15 protein-coding genes are annotated in these 16,007 nt (G+C 69.7%); 13 read left to right on the top strand and 2 right to left on the bottom strand.

Annotation, left to right across the window (positions count from 1 at the left end):
• Positions 1 to 83: 83 nt before the first annotated feature.
• The 4 genes from ABIC70_RS13290 (at position 84) to guaA (ending at position 4,279) form a co-directional block, all read left to right on the top strand.
• Positions 84 to 1,457 carry an NTP/NDP exchange transporter gene (locus ABIC70_RS13290; protein ID WP_354439900.1) on the top strand — a complete coding sequence of 458 codons (1,374 nt, stop codon included), beginning with the start codon at positions 84 to 86 and terminating at the stop codon, positions 1,455 to 1,457.
• Between the two features lie 238 nt (positions 1,458 to 1,695).
• Positions 1,696 to 2,094 carry a hypothetical protein gene (locus tag ABIC70_RS13295; protein WP_043755553.1) on the top strand — a complete coding sequence of 133 codons (399 nt, stop codon included), beginning with the start codon at positions 1,696 to 1,698 and terminating at the stop codon, positions 2,092 to 2,094.
• Positions 2,091 to 2,510 carry a hypothetical protein gene (locus ABIC70_RS13300; protein WP_043352116.1) on the top strand — a complete coding sequence of 140 codons (420 nt, stop codon included), beginning with the start codon at positions 2,091 to 2,093 and terminating at the stop codon, positions 2,508 to 2,510. Before ABIC70_RS13295 ends, ABIC70_RS13300 begins: the two co-directional genes overlap by 4 nt.
• Before the next feature lie 212 nt (positions 2,511 to 2,722).
• A complete protein-coding gene (gene guaA, locus ABIC70_RS13305; RefSeq protein ID WP_354439901.1) occupies positions 2,723 to 4,279 on the top strand; it encodes a glutamine-hydrolyzing GMP synthase in 1,557 nt (518 codons plus the stop codon).
• 134 nt (positions 4,280 to 4,413) lie between these two features.
• On the opposite strand, the gene ABIC70_RS13310 is transcribed toward guaA, so the two are convergent.
• Positions 4,414 to 5,106, bottom strand: coding sequence for an SGNH/GDSL hydrolase family protein (locus tag ABIC70_RS13310; RefSeq protein ID WP_274925787.1), 693 nt, complete (start codon positions 5,104 to 5,106; stop codon positions 4,414 to 4,416).
• The gene (gene tsaA / locus ABIC70_RS13315) at positions 5,103 to 5,600 is read right to left on the bottom strand and encodes a tRNA (N6-threonylcarbamoyladenosine(37)-N6)-methyltransferase TrmO (RefSeq protein WP_043352118.1); all 498 of its coding nucleotides are present in this window, start codon (positions 5,598 to 5,600) and stop codon (positions 5,103 to 5,105) included. The genes ABIC70_RS13310 and tsaA overlap by 4 nt, the downstream gene beginning before the upstream one ends.
• 113 nt (positions 5,601 to 5,713) lie before the next feature.
• Here tsaA and ABIC70_RS13320 point away from each other — a divergent pair, with 113 nt between their 5' ends.
• From ABIC70_RS13320 to ABIC70_RS13360, 9 genes are all read left to right on the top strand, one after another.
• Positions 5,714 to 7,207 carry an AMP nucleosidase gene (locus tag ABIC70_RS13320; RefSeq protein ID WP_043383644.1) on the top strand — a complete coding sequence of 498 codons (1,494 nt, stop codon included), beginning with the start codon at positions 5,714 to 5,716 and terminating at the stop codon, positions 7,205 to 7,207.
• 149 nt (positions 7,208 to 7,356) lie between these two features.
• Positions 7,357 to 7,947, top strand: a complete 591-nt coding sequence (locus tag ABIC70_RS13325; protein ID WP_274925786.1) for a hypothetical protein — start codon at positions 7,357 to 7,359, stop codon at positions 7,945 to 7,947.
• A 214-nt stretch (positions 7,948 to 8,161) separates the two neighbouring features.
• Entirely contained in the window at positions 8,162 to 9,463 is a 1,302-nt protein-coding gene (locus ABIC70_RS13330; RefSeq protein ID WP_354439902.1) for an SLC13 family permease, read from the top strand.
• A gap of 129 nt (positions 9,464 to 9,592) precedes the next feature.
• Complete coding sequence (gene sdhC / locus ABIC70_RS13335) at positions 9,593 to 9,994, top strand: succinate dehydrogenase, cytochrome b556 subunit (protein ID WP_043352126.1); 402 nt, start codon at positions 9,593 to 9,595, stop codon at positions 9,992 to 9,994.
• Between the two features lie 10 nt (positions 9,995 to 10,004).
• On the top strand, positions 10,005 to 10,424 hold the full coding sequence (sdhD, locus tag ABIC70_RS13340) for a succinate dehydrogenase, hydrophobic membrane anchor protein (RefSeq protein WP_043383655.1): 420 nt from the start codon (positions 10,005 to 10,007) through the stop codon (positions 10,422 to 10,424).
• A 32-nt stretch (positions 10,425 to 10,456) separates the two neighbouring features.
• Positions 10,457 to 12,274, top strand: a complete 1,818-nt coding sequence (sdhA, locus tag ABIC70_RS13345) for a succinate dehydrogenase flavoprotein subunit (RefSeq protein ID WP_043352130.1) — start codon at positions 10,457 to 10,459, stop codon at positions 12,272 to 12,274.
• Between the two features lie 83 nt (positions 12,275 to 12,357).
• Positions 12,358 to 13,182 (top strand): succinate dehydrogenase iron-sulfur subunit, encoded by an 825-nt coding sequence (locus ABIC70_RS13350; RefSeq protein ID WP_024831121.1) that lies wholly within the window; start codon positions 12,358 to 12,360, stop codon positions 13,180 to 13,182.
• Between the two features lie 170 nt (positions 13,183 to 13,352).
• On the top strand, positions 13,353 to 13,937 hold the full coding sequence (locus ABIC70_RS13355; protein ID WP_043352132.1) for a protease inhibitor Inh/omp19 family protein: 585 nt from the start codon (positions 13,353 to 13,355) through the stop codon (positions 13,935 to 13,937).
• Positions 13,938 to 14,028: 91 nt separating this feature from the next.
• On the top strand, positions 14,029 to 15,894 hold the full coding sequence (locus ABIC70_RS13360; RefSeq protein WP_354439903.1) for an ABC transporter ATP-binding protein: 1,866 nt from the start codon (positions 14,029 to 14,031) through the stop codon (positions 15,892 to 15,894).
• Positions 15,895 to 16,007: the final 113 nt, after the last annotated feature.

The following is a 16,007-nucleotide window of genomic DNA, read 5'->3' on the forward strand; positions in this document are numbered from 1 at the left end:
CGCCTTGCGGAGGCGACGGGTCGGACCGAGTCTCCGTGAGGGAGGCTTGCCCGAGGGAAAGCCCATTCCGGTGAGATCGGCCCATGTCTGAACCCGCACCCGCCCGCGGCACGCTCGCGCGCCTGATTGACGTTCAGCCCGGCGAGGGTCGGGCGCTGGCGTGGTCCTGGGCCTACATCTTCTCGATCCTGGCCGCCTACTACGTCCTGCGCCCGATCCGGGATCAGATGGGCGTCGCCGGCGGCATCGAAAACCTGCCCTGGCTGTTCACCGCCACCCTGGTCGGCATGCTCGCCCTCAACCTGCCCTTCGCCTACCTGGTGAAGCGGATGCCGCGGGCGCGGTTCGTGCCGATCACCTACCGGTTCTTCGCGGCCAACATCCTGGCCTTCGCGCTGACGCTCTATCTCGCCCCCGCCGAGTGGGGCGTGTGGATCGGCCGGGTGTTCTTCGTCTGGCTGTCGATCTTCAACCTGTTCGTGGTCTCGATCTTCTGGGCGACGATCGTCGACGTGTTCTCGAACGCCCAGGGTAAGCGCCTGTTCGGCTTCATCGCGGCCGGCGCGACGCTCGGCGCCATCGCGGGCTCGGCGACCACCGCGATCCTCGCCAAGAACGTCCCGACCTGGGGCCTTATGCTCTGCGCGGTGGTGCTCCTCGAGATCGCCGTGTTCTGCATGCGCGGTCTCGCGGCCCTGTCGACGCAGCTGCACGAGGTGCCGGACCGCGACCGGAGCGCCGATGACGGGCAGGATCGGACGATCGGCGGCAGCGTGCTCGCCGGCGTCACGCGAACCTTCGCGTCCCCCTACCTGCTCAACATCTCGCTGTTCCTGCTCCTGTTCTCGGTGACCTCGACCTTCCTGTATTTCGAGCAGGCGGGCATCGCGAAGCGGAGCTTCCCGGACCGGGGTGCGCAGACCGCCTTCTTCGCCAGCGTCGACCTCGCGGTGAACGTCCTGACGCTGGGAATCCAGCTGTTCCTCACCGGCCGGATCGTGAATCGCATCGGCGTCGCCCTGACGCTGGCGATCCTGCCAGCCTTCAGCATCCTCGGCTTCGCGGCGCTCGCCGTCTGGCCCACGATCGGCGTGATCGTCGCGTTCCAAGTCCTGCGCCGGGCCGGCAACTTCGCCATCGCGCGACCGGTGCGCGAGGTGCTGTTCACCGTCGTCCCGCGGGAGGATCGCTACAAGGCCAAGAGCTTCATCGACACGGTGGTCTACCGCCTGGGCGACCAAGTCGGCGCATGGTCGTTCACGGGCATCCAGGGCGTCGGATTCGGCAGCGCCGGCGTGGCGGGCGCCGCGATCCCGCTCTCGGTGGCGTGGCTCGTGAACAGCCTCTGGCTCGGGCGCGCACAGGACCGGCGCCGGGACGAGCAGGCGACGGAGCCGGTCGGTGAGTCAGCGCGGCCCATGCCGTTCGGTCGTGGGGCGGCCTCGCCCGGCCGGTGAGCGACGCGGGCCGGCCTACCGGTGCCGCATGAAGTCCCAGATCAGGTAGGCCGGGAACGGCAGCATGATCGCGAAGAAGATCCAGTCGAACATCTGAGGCATCAAGCCATCTCCCGCTCGGCCCCCTCTGGTTCTACCGGCATGGCCGTGTGAAGTTCCGCGCGGCGGCGGCGGTCCGTTAAGAGGCGGTTTACCCTGACGGGCGACGTATCGCGCTCGGTCCGGGCGGGAGAGAGACATGGCGGGACCCGCATGGTCGGCGCCGCGGCGCTGGTGGCGCTCCGCCGAGCCCGCGATGGCCGTGCTCGGGCTCCTCGCCGTGACGCCGGCTCCGGTCGCCGCGCAGGAGCCGCTCTACATCCGCATCCGCCCCCTACCGGACGCCGAGGCCGCGCGCGTGGCCCGGGAGATGCTCTGGGCGCGCCGGCAGGCCCATGCCCGTGCGGTGATCGAATCCGTCTGCACCGGCTGCCTCGGTGCCTGGAAACCCGAGACCGTCCCGGCCCCGAGCCCGGCTCCGGCGCCGACGGAGGACCGGATTGCGAACCTCACCGTTCCGATAGGGGTTGAACTCGACCCCGGCTCCGGGGCATCCGACCCGCATCCCGATCCATCGACCTCCGAGAGGCATCCATGACGCAAGCGCATCCGACCAGCGGAGCCGAGCCCGAAGTCGATTGCCCGGTAACCCTCGAGGTCCTGGGCTCCGTCTACCGGGCCGACGATTTCGACCTGCCGCTGATCCTGGAGCAGATCCCGCCGCTGAAGCGCGCGCAGCTGGCCACCTACCTCTATGGCAAGAGCCACATGCACAAGCTCGGGCTGAAGGTCGCCCGCTCCTGCGAGCGCGACGACCTCATCCGCGTGGCGGGCGAGATCGGCTCGGTGATTCACGGACAGGCGCACCTGAAGCCGTCGCGGCCGGCGCCCGAGCCGGCCCCGCAGCTGCGCGCCAAGACTCCGCCCGGCCAGAAGAAGGTGAGCCTCGCCGGCGCCGCCGCAAAGCCCGCGATCAGCCTCGGCGGATCGGCCAAGGTCCGCAACTTCGACTGAGAGCAGACGCGTCGGGCCAGCCGAGACCACGTCGCGCGCCTGACCGGATCGGCCGATTCGGGTCCCGGGTCGCGCCGCGTGGCCCCGGGACGACGCAAGGGCGTATGACCGACGGGCGGAATCCGGCATTCCGTCGGCGTCAGCGCGTCGGAAGACCGGACAACCCGGACTTGTGCGTTGCACCCGCCCCGGCCTTCGGATAATCGCCCGCGATGAACACCGACCACGACAAGATCCTGATCGTCGATTTCGGCTCTCAGGTGACCCAGCTCATCGCCCGCCGGGTGCGGGAGGAGGGCGTCTACTGCGAGATCGTGCCCTTCACGAAGGCCGAGGCCGCGTTCCGCGAGCAGAAGCCCAAGGGCGTGATCCTCTCCGGCGGCCCCGAATCGGTAACCGTCGAGGCCTCGCCCCGCGCGCCCCAGCTCGTGTTCGATTCGGGCGTCCCGGTCTTCGGCATCTGCTACGGCCAGCAGACGATGGCGGCCCAGCTCGGCGGCGCCGTCGAGGGCGGACACCACGCGGAGTTCGGCCGGGCCGAGGTCGAGATCCTGGCCGATTGCCCCCTGTTCCAGGGCGTCTGGCACAAGGGCGAGAAGTACCCGGTCTGGATGAGCCACGGTGACCGCGTCACCAAGCTGCCGGACGGCTTCACCACCGTGGCGATCTCCAAGAACGCGCCCTTCGCGGCGGTGGCCGACGAGGCCCGCAACTACTACGCGGTGCAATTTCACCCGGAAGTGGCACACACCCCCCACGGCGCCCTGCTGATCCGCAACTTCGTGCGCGACGTGGCCGGCTGCTCGGGCGACTGGACCATGGGCGCCTATCGCGAGGAGGCCATCGCCAAGATCCGCGAGCAGGTCGGCTCCGAGAAGGTGATCTGCGGCCTGTCGGGTGGCGTCGATTCCGCCGTGGCGGCCGTGCTGATCCACGAGGCGATCGGCGACCAGCTGACCTGCGTGTTCGTCGATCACGGCCTCCTGCGCCTGGGCGAGGCCGAACAGGTCGTGGCCCTGTTCCGCGACCACTATAACATCCCGCTGGTTCACGTTGAGGCGTCGGGGATGTTCCTCGCGGCCCTCGAGGGCGTCTCGGATCCCGAGGTCAAGCGCAAGACCATCGGTCGCCTGTTCATCGACGTGTTCGAGGCCGAATCGAAGAAGATCGGCGGGGCGAAGTTCCTGGCGCAGGGCACGCTGTATCCGGACGTGATCGAGAGCGTGTCGTTCACGGGCGGCCCGTCCGTGACCATCAAGAGCCACCACAATGTCGGCGGCCTGCCCGAGCGCATGGACATGAAGCTCGTGGAGCCGCTCCGCGAGCTGTTCAAGGACGAGGTCCGGGTCCTCGGCAAGGAACTCGGCCTGCCCGAGGGCTTCGTCGGCCGCCACCCGTTCCCGGGCCCGGGCCTGGCGATCCGCTGCCCCGGCACGATCACCGCCGAGAAGCTGGAGGCCCTGCGCAAGGCCGACGCGATCTACCTCGACGAGATCCGGCAGGCTGGCCTCTACGACACGATCTGGCAGGCCTTCGCGGTGATCCTGCCGGTGAAGACCGTCGGCGTGATGGGCGACGGCCGCACCTACGATCATGTCTGCGCGCTGCGCGCCGTCACGTCGGTGGACGGCATGACCGCCGATTTCTACCCGTTCGACATGGCCTTCCTGGGCCGCGTCGCGACCCGGATCATCAACGAGGTGAAGGGCATCAACCGGGTCACCTACGACATCACCTCGAAGCCCCCGGGCACCATCGAGTGGGAATGAGCAGGCCCGCAGCCGTCATCGCGAAAGCCGCGAGCCGATTCTGGGGAGCGTGACAGCAGGATTCCGGGCGCCACCGGATCGCCCCGCGTCGCGCGCCGGGACGATGCGGACGCCGTGCCGTGGACCGCGCCCCGTCACGGCCCGCAGAGCGCCGGCTCGACCGCCTTCAGCGCCGGCCGGAACGCCGCGAGATGCAGCCCGTCCCGCAGGGCACCGGGCTTGGCGTAGCCGGTGTCGCCGTCGCGCAAGGCCGCGAACGGGTCCGTGAACACGCAGCCGAGCCGGCCGCACAGGTTGCGCAGGCGCTGCGAGTAAACTGCCACCGCGCCGGCATCGACGAGCTTGCCGAGCTCACGCCCGACCGGGGGGAGGGCCGTCACCACGACGCGCGGGGTCAAGGTCTGGAGCCGCTTGACGATCGCCTCTGCGGCGGCTTCGAACTGCGCCGTCGGCTTGTCCAGCTGCGGGTTGTTCTTCACGAGGATGTCGTTGGTCCCGATCGTCAGGGCGGCGAGCCGGGGAGGGACCTTGAAGGTCAAGCGCGCGAGGTGGTCCGCATAGCTGGCCGCGGTCGAGCCGCTGATCCCGCCGTTGAGGAAGTCGAGGCCGCAGGGCCGCTGGCTGCCGGGCTGCAGCTCCACCTGGGAATCGCCGGCCCAGAACACGTAATTTGGCGGCGCCTCGTCGAGGCTGACCTGCACGGCGATCAGGCGCATCTCCGCGTAGGCCCGCGCATCCGCGGCCGGCCTATGCAGGCGCCACCCGGCGAAACCGCCGATTGCCAGCAGGGCGAGCCCACCGAGAATGAGAAGGGCAACGCGCCTCACGGCTCGGCCCCGGCCCGGTCGACCTGCGCGTCCGGCCGCGCATCCGTGGAGGCGTAGTAGGGTTTGATGTCGAGGAGCGGCGTGCCGTCGAGGCAGTCGAGCCCGCGCACGCGGAGCGTGTCGCCGTCGCGGCCGAGCAGTTCCACCACCGACAGGGCGATCGGGTTGGGACGGGCGGGCGAGCGCAGGGAGAAGGTGCCGCGGGGACCGTCGGCGTGGCGCGGGCGCTGGATCACGAGGCCGCGGGTCGCCCGGTCCATCCAGTAGAGCAGGATCAGGTGCGTGCAGCCCGTGACGTTGCGCAGGCCGGGGACGTAGGCCGGATCGACCTCCACGGTGCAGACCGCATCGGTCTGCAGGCCGTTCTTCGGACAGTCGGATCGCGCCTGCCAGGGCGTGCGCAGCCGGCCGATGAAGTGGAGGCCCGCATCGAAGGTCGTGGGCAATTCTGCCCTCACTTCGCCGGGACGGGTTCCGAACTCATCCGCGTCCATGCCGCCTCGCTCCGCGCCGGCGGGCTTGTCGGCCATGTGCCCGCGGCCCGCAACCCCGCATCTCGCCCCCGGATGGTGCGGGGTGTAGATCCGGCAGCAGGAACGGAGGCGACATGATCGAGCGGGAATTGCGGCCGATGCAGGCGGTGGCCGATGCCGGGACCGCCGTCGACCGGCTGGTCGAGCTCTACGACGACGCGGCCGGCGCCCTGCGAAATGCCCTGGAGCGCTACCTCGCCGGGGGGCCGCCGCCGGACGCCACCGAGCGGCTCGCCTTTCGCTACCCGGAGCTGCGGATCAGCTATCGCCCGGACGGGCCGCTGCCGCGCGTCCGGCGCGCCACCGCCAAGCTCCAGGCGGCCGGGACCTACGCCACGACGGTGACGCATCCGGCGTTCTTCCGGACCTACCTGACCCGTCAGCTGGAGCCGCTGATCGCGGATTACGGCATCGCCATCGAAGTCGGGCTGAGCGCGCAGGAGATCCCCTATCCCTACGTGCTGGAAGCCGGGCTCGACGCGGGCGGCCGGGCGGTCGACGGCGCGGATCTCGCCACCTACTTCCCGGTCCCGCTCCTGTCGCTCGTCGGCGACGAGATCGCCGACGGGACCTTCGACCAGGTGGCGGGCGAGCCGCTGCCCCTGGCGCTGTTCGACGGCGTGCGGGTCGATTACTCCCTCCGGCGGCTGGTCCATTACACCGGCTGCGACTGGCGCGACGTCCAGCCCTGGATCCTGCTCACCAACTACCACCGCTACGTCGACCAGTTCGTCCGCCACGGCCTGGAGCGGCTGGCCTCGGGCGCGGAGGGGTTCGAGCGGCTGGTCCTGCCGGGCGGAGTCTCCGTGAGCCGCGCCGAGGCCGCCGAGGCCGACCCCGCCGCGGTGATCGCCGCCTCGCCCTGGCACCGGCACCAGATGCCGGCCTACCATTTGGTGGCGCGCGACGCCGACGGGACCCAGCAGGGCACGACGCTGGTCAATATCGGCGTCGGCCCCTCGAACGCGAAGACGATCACCGACCATCTCGCCGTGCTGCGCCCGGATTGCTGGCTGATGGTCGGCCATTGCGGCGGCCTGCGGCAGTCGCAGACGATCGGCGACTACGTGCTGGCGCACGCCTATCTCCGCCGCGACCGGATCCTCGACGAGCTCGTGCCGCCGGACGTCCCGGTCCCGGCGCTGGCCGAGGTGCAGGTCGCGCTCCAGAGCGCCGCCGCCTCTGTGACGGGCGAGCAGGCCGATGCCCTGAAGCGGCGCCTGCGCACCGGCACGGTGGTGACCTATGACGACCGCAACTGGGAGCTGCGCTTCAGCCAGGAGCGGCGGCGGATCAACCAGTCCCGCGCGATCGCGGTCGACATGGAGAGCGGCACCGTCGCCGCGCAGGGCTTCCGCCTCCGCGTACCCTACGGCGCGCTGCTCTGCGTCTCCGACAAGCCGCTCCACGGCGAGATCAAGCTGCCGGGCGCCGCCAATGCGTTCTATGACCGGGCCGTCTCGGAGCATCTCCAGGTGGGATTGGCGGCACTCGACGTGCTGCGCGCCGACCGGCACGGTCTCCACTCGCGCAAGCTGCGCAGCTTCGATGAGCCTCCGTTCCGGTGAGGGGCGTCCGGCGCGGTCCTCATCCGGTCCGCGCCCGAGGACGGCTCTCGCGACGGACTGCCACGTCGCCCCAAATACTCAAGCTTGGATATCGCGGCGTTTTGAAGTGTTGGGGGATTAATACACCTCGCTTCAAGCTGAGATTTCCCATGACTCGTATCGCACTTGTTTCGACCGCTCTTCTGGCAGCGGTCGCTTTCGCTCCGACCGGTGCGGATGCGCGCGGCTTCGGCGGGGGTGGCTTCCACGGCGGAGGCTTCGGCGGTGGCGGATTTCACGGCGGCGGGTTCGGCGGCGGCTTCCGCGGTGGCAGCGTGGGCGGCGGGTCGTTCCGGAACGGCGGCTTCGGCGGCGGGGCCTTTCAGAACGGCGGAGTCGGTGGGACGCGGGTCGGCGGCCTGGGTGGTGGCTTCCGGGGCGCGGGGCTCGGCGCGGCCGGCGTGGCCGGAGCCGGCGGGCTTCGGGGCGGCGGCCTCCGGACCGGCGGATTCCACGATGCCGGCCGGTATGGCGGGATCGGGAACCGCGGGATTGTCGGGCGTGGCTACGCCAACCGCGGCTATTACGGCCAGCGCTATGGCCGCGGCGTCGGCTACGGCCTTGCGGGGGTCGGGCTCGGCCTCGGGGTCGGCTACGGCCTGAGCGGCCTCGACTACGGGTACGACAATTGTGCCGACACGTACGGCTACGGGGCTTACGACCCGGCCGCCTGCAACGGCTACTACGGCTACGGCTACTGAGCCACGCGAAGCGGGTCCCCAAACGCTTTTGAGACAGCATTGCGCCCGGCCGGCTCTCGGCCGGGCGTCCGCGTTCGTAAGCAGGCCGGCGCGGCCCATCGCACTAAGAGCCTTCGCGGTTGGCGAAGGCTCGCTCAACAACTCCCGAATTGCGAACCATTCCAATCCGACGAGGATGCCGCCTCCGGCGTAGCGTGGTGCGGGGACGATCGCGGTGAGCGGGGAGGGGTCGATTGCGGCGACGGCGGCACTGCTCGTGGCGTGCATGAGCCTCTGGGCGACCGCCCTGCTGCCCGAGATCGTCACGGCGCTGGCCTTCTTCGGACTGGCGATGCTGCTGCGGCTCGGCTCCGCCGCGACGGTGTTCTCCGGCCTTTCGTCCTCCGCCTTCTGGCTGGTCCTGTCCGGCCTGGTCGTGGGGCAGGGCATGACCCGGACGGGCCTCGGCGCCCGCATGGCGCGGAGCCTCGCCCTGCGCCTCTCGGGCTCCTACGGCCACTTCATCACCGGGCTGGTGGCGCTGAGCTTCCTCATCGCCTTCGTCATGCCGTCGAATCTGGGCCGCATCGCCCTGATGATCCCCGTGACCCTGGCGCTCTGCGACGCCTTCGGCCTTGCGGTCGGCCGCCCGGGACGGACGGGCGCCGTGCTGGCGGTCGGCATCGCCACGCCGATCCTGTCGGCAGCGATCCTGCCCGCCAACGTGCCGAACCTCGTCATGGCCGGCTCGGCGGAACACCTGCTCGGGCTGCAGCTCTCGTACCTGTCCTACTTCGTCCTGCACGCCCCAGTCCTGGCCGCGGTCAAGGGCGTCCTGCTGGTGGCTCTCATCGTTCGGCTGTTTCCGGACGACCTCGGCCCGACCGCGCCGACCCTGCCGGTGCTGCCGCCGCTCTCCGCGCCCGAGCGGCGCCTCGCGGTGATCCTCGCCTGCACGCTGGTCCTCTGGATGACCGACGCCCTGCACGGGCTCGCCCCCGCCTGGGTCGGCCTCGCCGCCGCGGTGGTCTGCCTGCTGCCGCGGATCGGGGTGCTGCCGCCCGAAGCGTTCCAGCAGGTCAACCTGCGGACCTGCTTCTACATCGCGGCGCTGCTCGGTCTGGTCGCCCTGGTCAACGAGACCGGTCTGGGCGGGCGTCTCGGCCATCTGCTCCTGGCGGTCGCGCCCCTGGCGCACGACGCGCCGACACAGAACTTCGCGGTTCTCACCGGCATGGCGACGGTGCTGACCCTGCTCGTCACCGCCAACGGCGCGCCGGCCCTCTACACGGCCCTAGCGGGCGAGATGACGGAGGCGAGCGGCCTGTCATCCCTCGCGGTCGTCTCCCTGCAGGTGATCGGCTACTCGACCATCTTCTTCCCTTACCAGGCGCCCCCGATCGTGTTCGCCAGCGAGCTCGGGGGCGTCCGCCTCGGGGACGCGACGCGCCTCACCGTGAGCTTCGGCCTCCTGTCGTTGCTGGTGGCCGCGCCCCTCGACTATGCGTGGTGGCGACTGCTGGGGCAGCTGAGGTGACAGAATCGGCAAAGTGTCGCCCCAGACGGCACATTGCGCCGCACCATGGCGGATTGCGGGTTGCCCGCTCAGCCACTAGCGCTACCAGATTAGAGACGGTCCAGTTCGCAGCTGCGAGGCTTCAACCCGATGGCACCCACCGCCCGCCCGACAGTGGCACAGCCGCTATCGCCCCATCTCCAGATCTATCGCTGGACCTGGACGATGGCGATGTCGGTGTTTCACCGTATCACCGGCACCGCGCTCTATGGCGGGACTGCACTGGTCGCCCTCTGGCTCGTGGCTCTGGCTTCCGGACCGGTCGGCTACTCTTACGTGGCCGGGTTCTTCGGCTCGCTGTTCGGGCGCCTGATCCTGTTCGTCTATACGTGGGTGCTGATGCACCACATGCTGGGCGGCATCCGGCACCTGATCTGGGACACGGGCGTGGGCTTCGATCGGGAGAAGCGCCTGTCGATGGCCCGGCTGACCCTGATCGGCTCGGTCGCGCTCACCCTCGTCATCTGGGCGGTCGCCCTTCTGGTCCGCTGAGGAGGCCCACATGGCTCAGAAAGAGGTCCGGCAGGACACGCGCGTCTCGATCCGCACCCCCCGCGCCCGGGTCCGCGGGCTCGGCGTCGCGCACCACGGGGCCGGCCACTGGTGGCTGCAGCGGCTGACCGCCATCGCCAACGTCGTGCTGATGCTGAGCTTCGTGGTGATCGTCGCCAAGATGTCGGGCCGCGGCTTTGCGGAGGCGCGGCTCCTCGTCGCGACCCCCCTGGTGTCAATTCTCCTGATCCTGGCACTGCTGTCGGTTACGATCCACATGCGTCTCGGCATGCAGGTGATCATCGAGGACTATGTGCACGCCCCGGCCATGAAGATTGCGGCGGTTCTCGCCAACAACGCCTACGCGGTCGTCGTGGCCGTGGCCTGCCTCTATGCGGTGCTGCGCATCGGCTTCGGACAGCCGGCCTGAACCCCGCCAACCCCTATTTCGAGGAGCCGAACATGGCCGCCAACGGCACAAACGGCAGCGGGCCTGCCTACACCATTCACGATCACGCCTTCGACGTGGTGATCGTCGGCGCAGGCGGCGCCGGCCTGCGTGCCACGGTCGGCTGCTCGGAAGCCGGCCTGCGCACCGCCTGCATCACCAAGGTGTTCCCGACCCGCTCGCACACCGTGGCGGCGCAGGGCGGCATCTCGGCGTCCCTCGGCAACATGGGCCCGGACGACTGGCGCTGGCACATGTACGACACCGTGAAGGGGTCGGACTGGCTCGGCGACCAGGACGCCATCGAGTACCTCGTGCGCAACGCGCCCGCCGCCGTGTACGAGCTGGAGCACTGGGGCGTGCCGTTCTCCCGCACGGAGGAAGGCAAGATCTACCAGCGCCCGTTCGGCGGCATGACCACCGATTACGGCAAGGGCACCGCCCAGCGCACCTGCGCGGCGGCCGACCGCACCGGCCACGCCATGCTGCACACCCTGTACGGACAAGCGGTGAAGAACCAGACCGACTTCTTCATCGAGTATTTCGCCCTCGACCTGATCATGGACGAAGAGGGCCGCTGCCGCGGCGTCATCGCTCTCGACCAGGCCACCGGCGAGATCCACCGGTTCCGCGCCCAGATGACCATCCTGGCGACCGGCGGCTACGGACGCGCCTATTTCTCGGCGACCTCCGCGCATACCTGCACGGGCGACGGCAACGCCATGGTGCTGCGCGCCGGCCTGCCGCTGCAGGACATGGAGTTCGTGCAGTTCCACCCGACCGGCATCTACGGCGCGGGCTGCCTGATCACGGAAGGCTCCCGGGGTGAGGGCGGCTATCTGACGAATTCCGAGGGCGAGCGCTTCATGGAGCGCTACGCACCGTCGGCCAAGGACCTCGCCTCGCGCGACGTGGTCTCGCGCTCCATGACCATGGAGATCCGGGACGGCCGCGGCGTCGGCAAGAACAAGGATCACATCTACCTGCACCTCGACCACCTGGACCCGAAGATCCTGCACGAGCGCCTGCCGGGCATCTCGGAATCCGCGCGGATCTTCGCCGGTGTCGACGTGACCAAGGAGCCGATCCCGGTCATCCCGACCGTCCATTACAACATGGGCGGCATCCCCACGAACTATCACGGCGAGGTGCTGACGCTGCGCGACGGCAACCCCGACACCGTGGTTCCGGGTCTCATGGCCATCGGCGAAGCAGCCTGCGTCTCCGTGCACGGCGCCAACCGCCTGGGTTCGAACTCGCTGATCGATCTCGTGGTGTTCGGCCGCGCCGCCGGCAAGCGCTGCGCCGAGATCGTCGAGCCGAACGGCCGCGCCATGGAACTGCCGAAGGGGGCCACCGACAAGGCCCTCGAGCGCCTCGACCGGTTCCGCTACGCCAATGGCGCGACGCCGACCGCGGAACTCCGCGCCGAGATGCAGAAGACGATGCAGAACAATTGCGCCGTGTTCCGCACCGGCGAGGTTCTGGAGGAGGGCAAGGGCCTGATCCACAAGGTCTGGAACGCCGCCGCCGACGTGAAGGTCACCGACCGGTCGCTGGTCTGGAACACCGACCTCCTGGAGACCCTGGAGTTCGACAACCTGATCGGCCAGGCGGTGGTCACGATGGAATCGGCCGCCAACCGCACGGAATCCCGCGGCGCCCATGCCCGCGAGGACTTCCCGGACCGCGACGACAAGGACTGGATGAAGCACACCCTGTCCTGGCTCGACGAGAGCCGTCACCAGGTGAACATCGATTACCGTCCGGTGCACACCTACACGATGTCCAATGAGATCCAGTACATCGAGCCGAAGGCGCGCGTGTACTGATACGAACCTCTGCTCAACGACTGCGGCGGCGGGGCTTCTGCCCCGGCCGCCACGTCCTGCTCTAGCGGAAGCCGTCGAGAACCATGGCCCAGTTCAACCTTCCGAAGAATTCCCAGATCACGCAGGGCAAGTCCTGGCCGGCGCCTCCCGGCGCCAGGAACCTGCAGACCTTCAAGATCTACCGCTGGAACCCGGATGACGGGGCCAACCCGCGGATCGACACCTATCAGGTCGACCGCGAGGATTGCGGGCCGATGGTCCTCGATGCGCTCCTGTGGATCAAGAACAAGGTCGACTCGACACTGGTCTTCCGCCGCTCCTGCCGCGAGGGCATCTGCGGCTCCTGCGCGATGAACATCGAGGGCCAGAACGCGCTCGCCTGCACGATGGGCATCGACGAGTGCAAGAGCCCCGACAACGCCCTGCCGGTCATGACCCGCAAGGACAAGGACGGGGCGATCCGGATCTATCCGCTGCCGCACATGCCGGTCCTGAAGGACCTCGTGCCGGACCTCACGAATTTCTACGCCCAGCACGCCGCCATCGAGCCCTGGCTGCAAACCGAGACGCCGGCCCCGGAGAAGGAGTGGCGCCAGACTCCGGAGGACCGCTCCCGCCTCGACGGTCTGTACGAGTGCATCCTCTGCGCGTGCTGCACCACGTCGTGCCCGAGCTACTGGTGGAACGGCGACAAGTTCCTCGGCCCGGCAGCCCTGCTGCAGGCCTATCGCTGGCTGATCGACTCGCGCGACGAGAACACGGGCCACCGCCTCGACGGGCTGCACGACCCGTTCCGGCTGTACCGCTGCCACACGATCATGAACTGCGCCAACACCTGCCCGAAGAGCCTGAACCCGGCCAAGGCCATTGCCGAAATCAAGAAGATGATGGTGGAGCGCACGCTCTGATTGCAGAGCCGGGCCACGTATTGAGGCCTGAAGGCCACACTGGGCTGAAAAGCCCGGCTCTCCGCAGCGGAGTCGTCTGAGCTTGAGAGGGCCGCCTTGCGGTCAGCGCAATTGGCACGGAGTCAGGGGCAAGCGCGTACGCGCCTCCAAGCCTGACCCAAAGTGGACCGATGCTGCGCCCGAGCCTGTCGACGTTCGCCGTTCTCTGCCTGGGCGCCAGCCTCGGCGCCTGTGCCTCGAGCCGCCTGGATGGGCCGCGGACGCGGGCGCCGTCGCCGCAGGCCTCCCTGGACACGGTGCCGGCCATGCCGTCGGGCACCGTGACCGCAGCCCCCCTGGCGCCTCCGCCCGGCGTGGCCGCGAGCCCCGACGCGCCGCCCCCGCCCGGTGCCCAGGCGGCCGCGCCGCCCGCCGGTCCGACGGTGATCGCCGAGCCGGTCGCCCCGCCGGCGCCGCCGCCGCCGGTCGCCACCGGCGGTCGCTCCTCCGTGGTCGGAAGCTGGGATGCCCGCGATGCCACCGGAGCGAATTGCAAGGTGACGCTCTCGAGCACGCCGGCCCTCGACCTCTACAGGGCGACGGCGACGGGCTGCCCCAACAAGGATCTGGCCCGGGTCTCGGCCTGGGACTTCCGCGACGGGGAAGTCTACCTCTACCAGCCGGGCGGCTCCGTGGCGGCGCGGCTGCGCCAGGGCGGCGGCGGCCTGGAAGGCGCCCTGACCAAGTCGGGCGCCGCGCTGGCCCTGAACCGCTGAGACACCGCGGCGGCGCGACCACTCCGCACGGTTGGCGCGGGGCCGGTCGCGCTTACATGAGGGGCTCCCGCCGCGTCACGCCCCCGTAGACATGTTCCTCGATTGGCTTGAACGCCGCGTCGACCCCTTCGCGCCCTTCGACGAGGCGCGGATGCCGCCGCGGTCGATCCTCGGCTTTGCCTGGTTCTACCTGCGCCCGATCCGCGCCGCCCTGGCGGCCCTGTTCGTCATCGCGGTGATCGCCGGCACGGTCGAGGCCTCCCTCTACCTCGTGATGCGCTGGTTCATCGACCTGCTCGGCTCGGCCGATCGGGCGACGGTGCTGTCGGACCACGCGGTCGAACTCAGCCTCGTGGTCGTTCTCATCGCGGTGGTGCGTCCGCTGTCGATCTGGGCGCACGAGGTGCTGTCCAACCAGCTCATCGTGCCGCAATCGACCAGCCAGATCCGCTGGCGGGCGCATCTCTACACCCTCGGGCACGCGCTCTCGTATTTCCAGGGCGACTTCTCCGGCCGTCTGGCCAACCGCGTCGTCCAGGTGGGCCCGGCGGTGCGGGAACTCGCGGTCGTCTTCATCGACACGCTCCTCTACGTGGCGATCTACGCGATCACGGCGGTCGGGCTGTTCAGCGCGATCTCGCCGTGGCTCGCCGGCCCGGTGCTGCTCTGGATCGCCGCCTACGCGGCCCTGACCGCGTGGTTCGTGCCCCGGGCCCGGGCGCGCTCGCACAAGACCGCAGACACCCGCTCGACGCTCATCGGCCGGATCGTCGACAGCTACACCAACATCCTGACGGTCAAGCTCTTCGCACGCGACCGCGAGGAGCGAGCCGCGGTGCAGGACGCGGTGGATGTCCACACGGCCGCCTATCTCCACCAGTTCCGGCTGGTGACCCTGACCACCAGCCTGCTCGGACTCCTCAACAGCACGCTCCTGATCGCCACCGGTGCCGCGTGCCTCATCCTGTGGCGCGACGGCGGCATGACCACCGGCGAGGCGTCGGCGGGTCTCGCCCTCGTGCTGCGCCTGATCGCCATGTCGGGCTGGGTCATGCAGACCGTGCGCGGTGTCTTCGAGAATGTCGGCGTGGTCCAGGAGAGCATGCAGACGATGGCCCGGCCGCACGCCCTGGTCGATGCGCCGGACGCGCAGTCCCTCGTCGTCACCGGCGGCGAGATCCGATTCGACGAGGTCGGCTTCCATTACGGACGCGGCGACGCCACGGTCATCGAGGATTTCTCCCTGACGATCCGCCCCGGCGAGAAGGTCGGGCTGGTCGGCGTCAGCGGCGCGGGCAAGTCGACCCTGGCGGGTCTGCTCCTGCGCCTCTACGACGTGGAGAGCGGGCGCATCCTGGTGGACGGCCAGGACATCGCCGCGGTGACTCAGCAATCGCTGCGCGAAGCCATCGCGATGGTCAGCCAGGACACGTCGCTCTTGCACCGCTCCATCCGCGACAACATCGCCTATGGCCGCCCCGGCGCCAGCCAGGCGGAGATCGAGCGGGCGGCCCGGCTGGCGCATGCGGACGCGTTCATCGCCGATCTCGTCGATCACAAGGGGCGGCGGGGCTACGACGCCCAGGTCGGCGAGCGCGGCGTCAAACTGTCCGGCGGGCAGCGGCAGCGGATCGCCATCGCCCGCGTCATGCTGAAGGACGCCCCGATCCTGATTCTCGACGAGGCGACCTCGGCCCTCGACAGCCAGGTCGAGGCGGCGATTCAGGACTCCCTCGACACCCTGATGGCCGGCAAGACCGTGCTGGCCATCGCGCATCGCCTGTCGACTATCGCGGCCCTCGACCGGCTCGTCGTCATCGACCGCGGCCGGATCATCGAGGAGGGGACCCACGCCGAGCTGGTTGCCCGCGGTGGCGTCTATGCCGGATTGTGGTCGCGCCAATCCGGCGGCTTCCTGGACGACGGGACGGCCCGATACGACAGCGCCGTCGCGTGAGCGCCGCACCGGCAGGGTTACCGGCAACATACCGCGACGATCGCGGGTCGACCTTATCGCCGCGCCGCACACAGCGGCTTGACTCGGGGGCGTCAGACAGTCTCATTGCTCAG

The organism is Methylobacterium sp. 1973, from assembly GCF_040545035.1.
In the GTDB taxonomy this organism is placed as follows: domain Bacteria; phylum Pseudomonadota; class Alphaproteobacteria; order Rhizobiales; family Beijerinckiaceae; genus Methylobacterium; species Methylobacterium fujisawaense.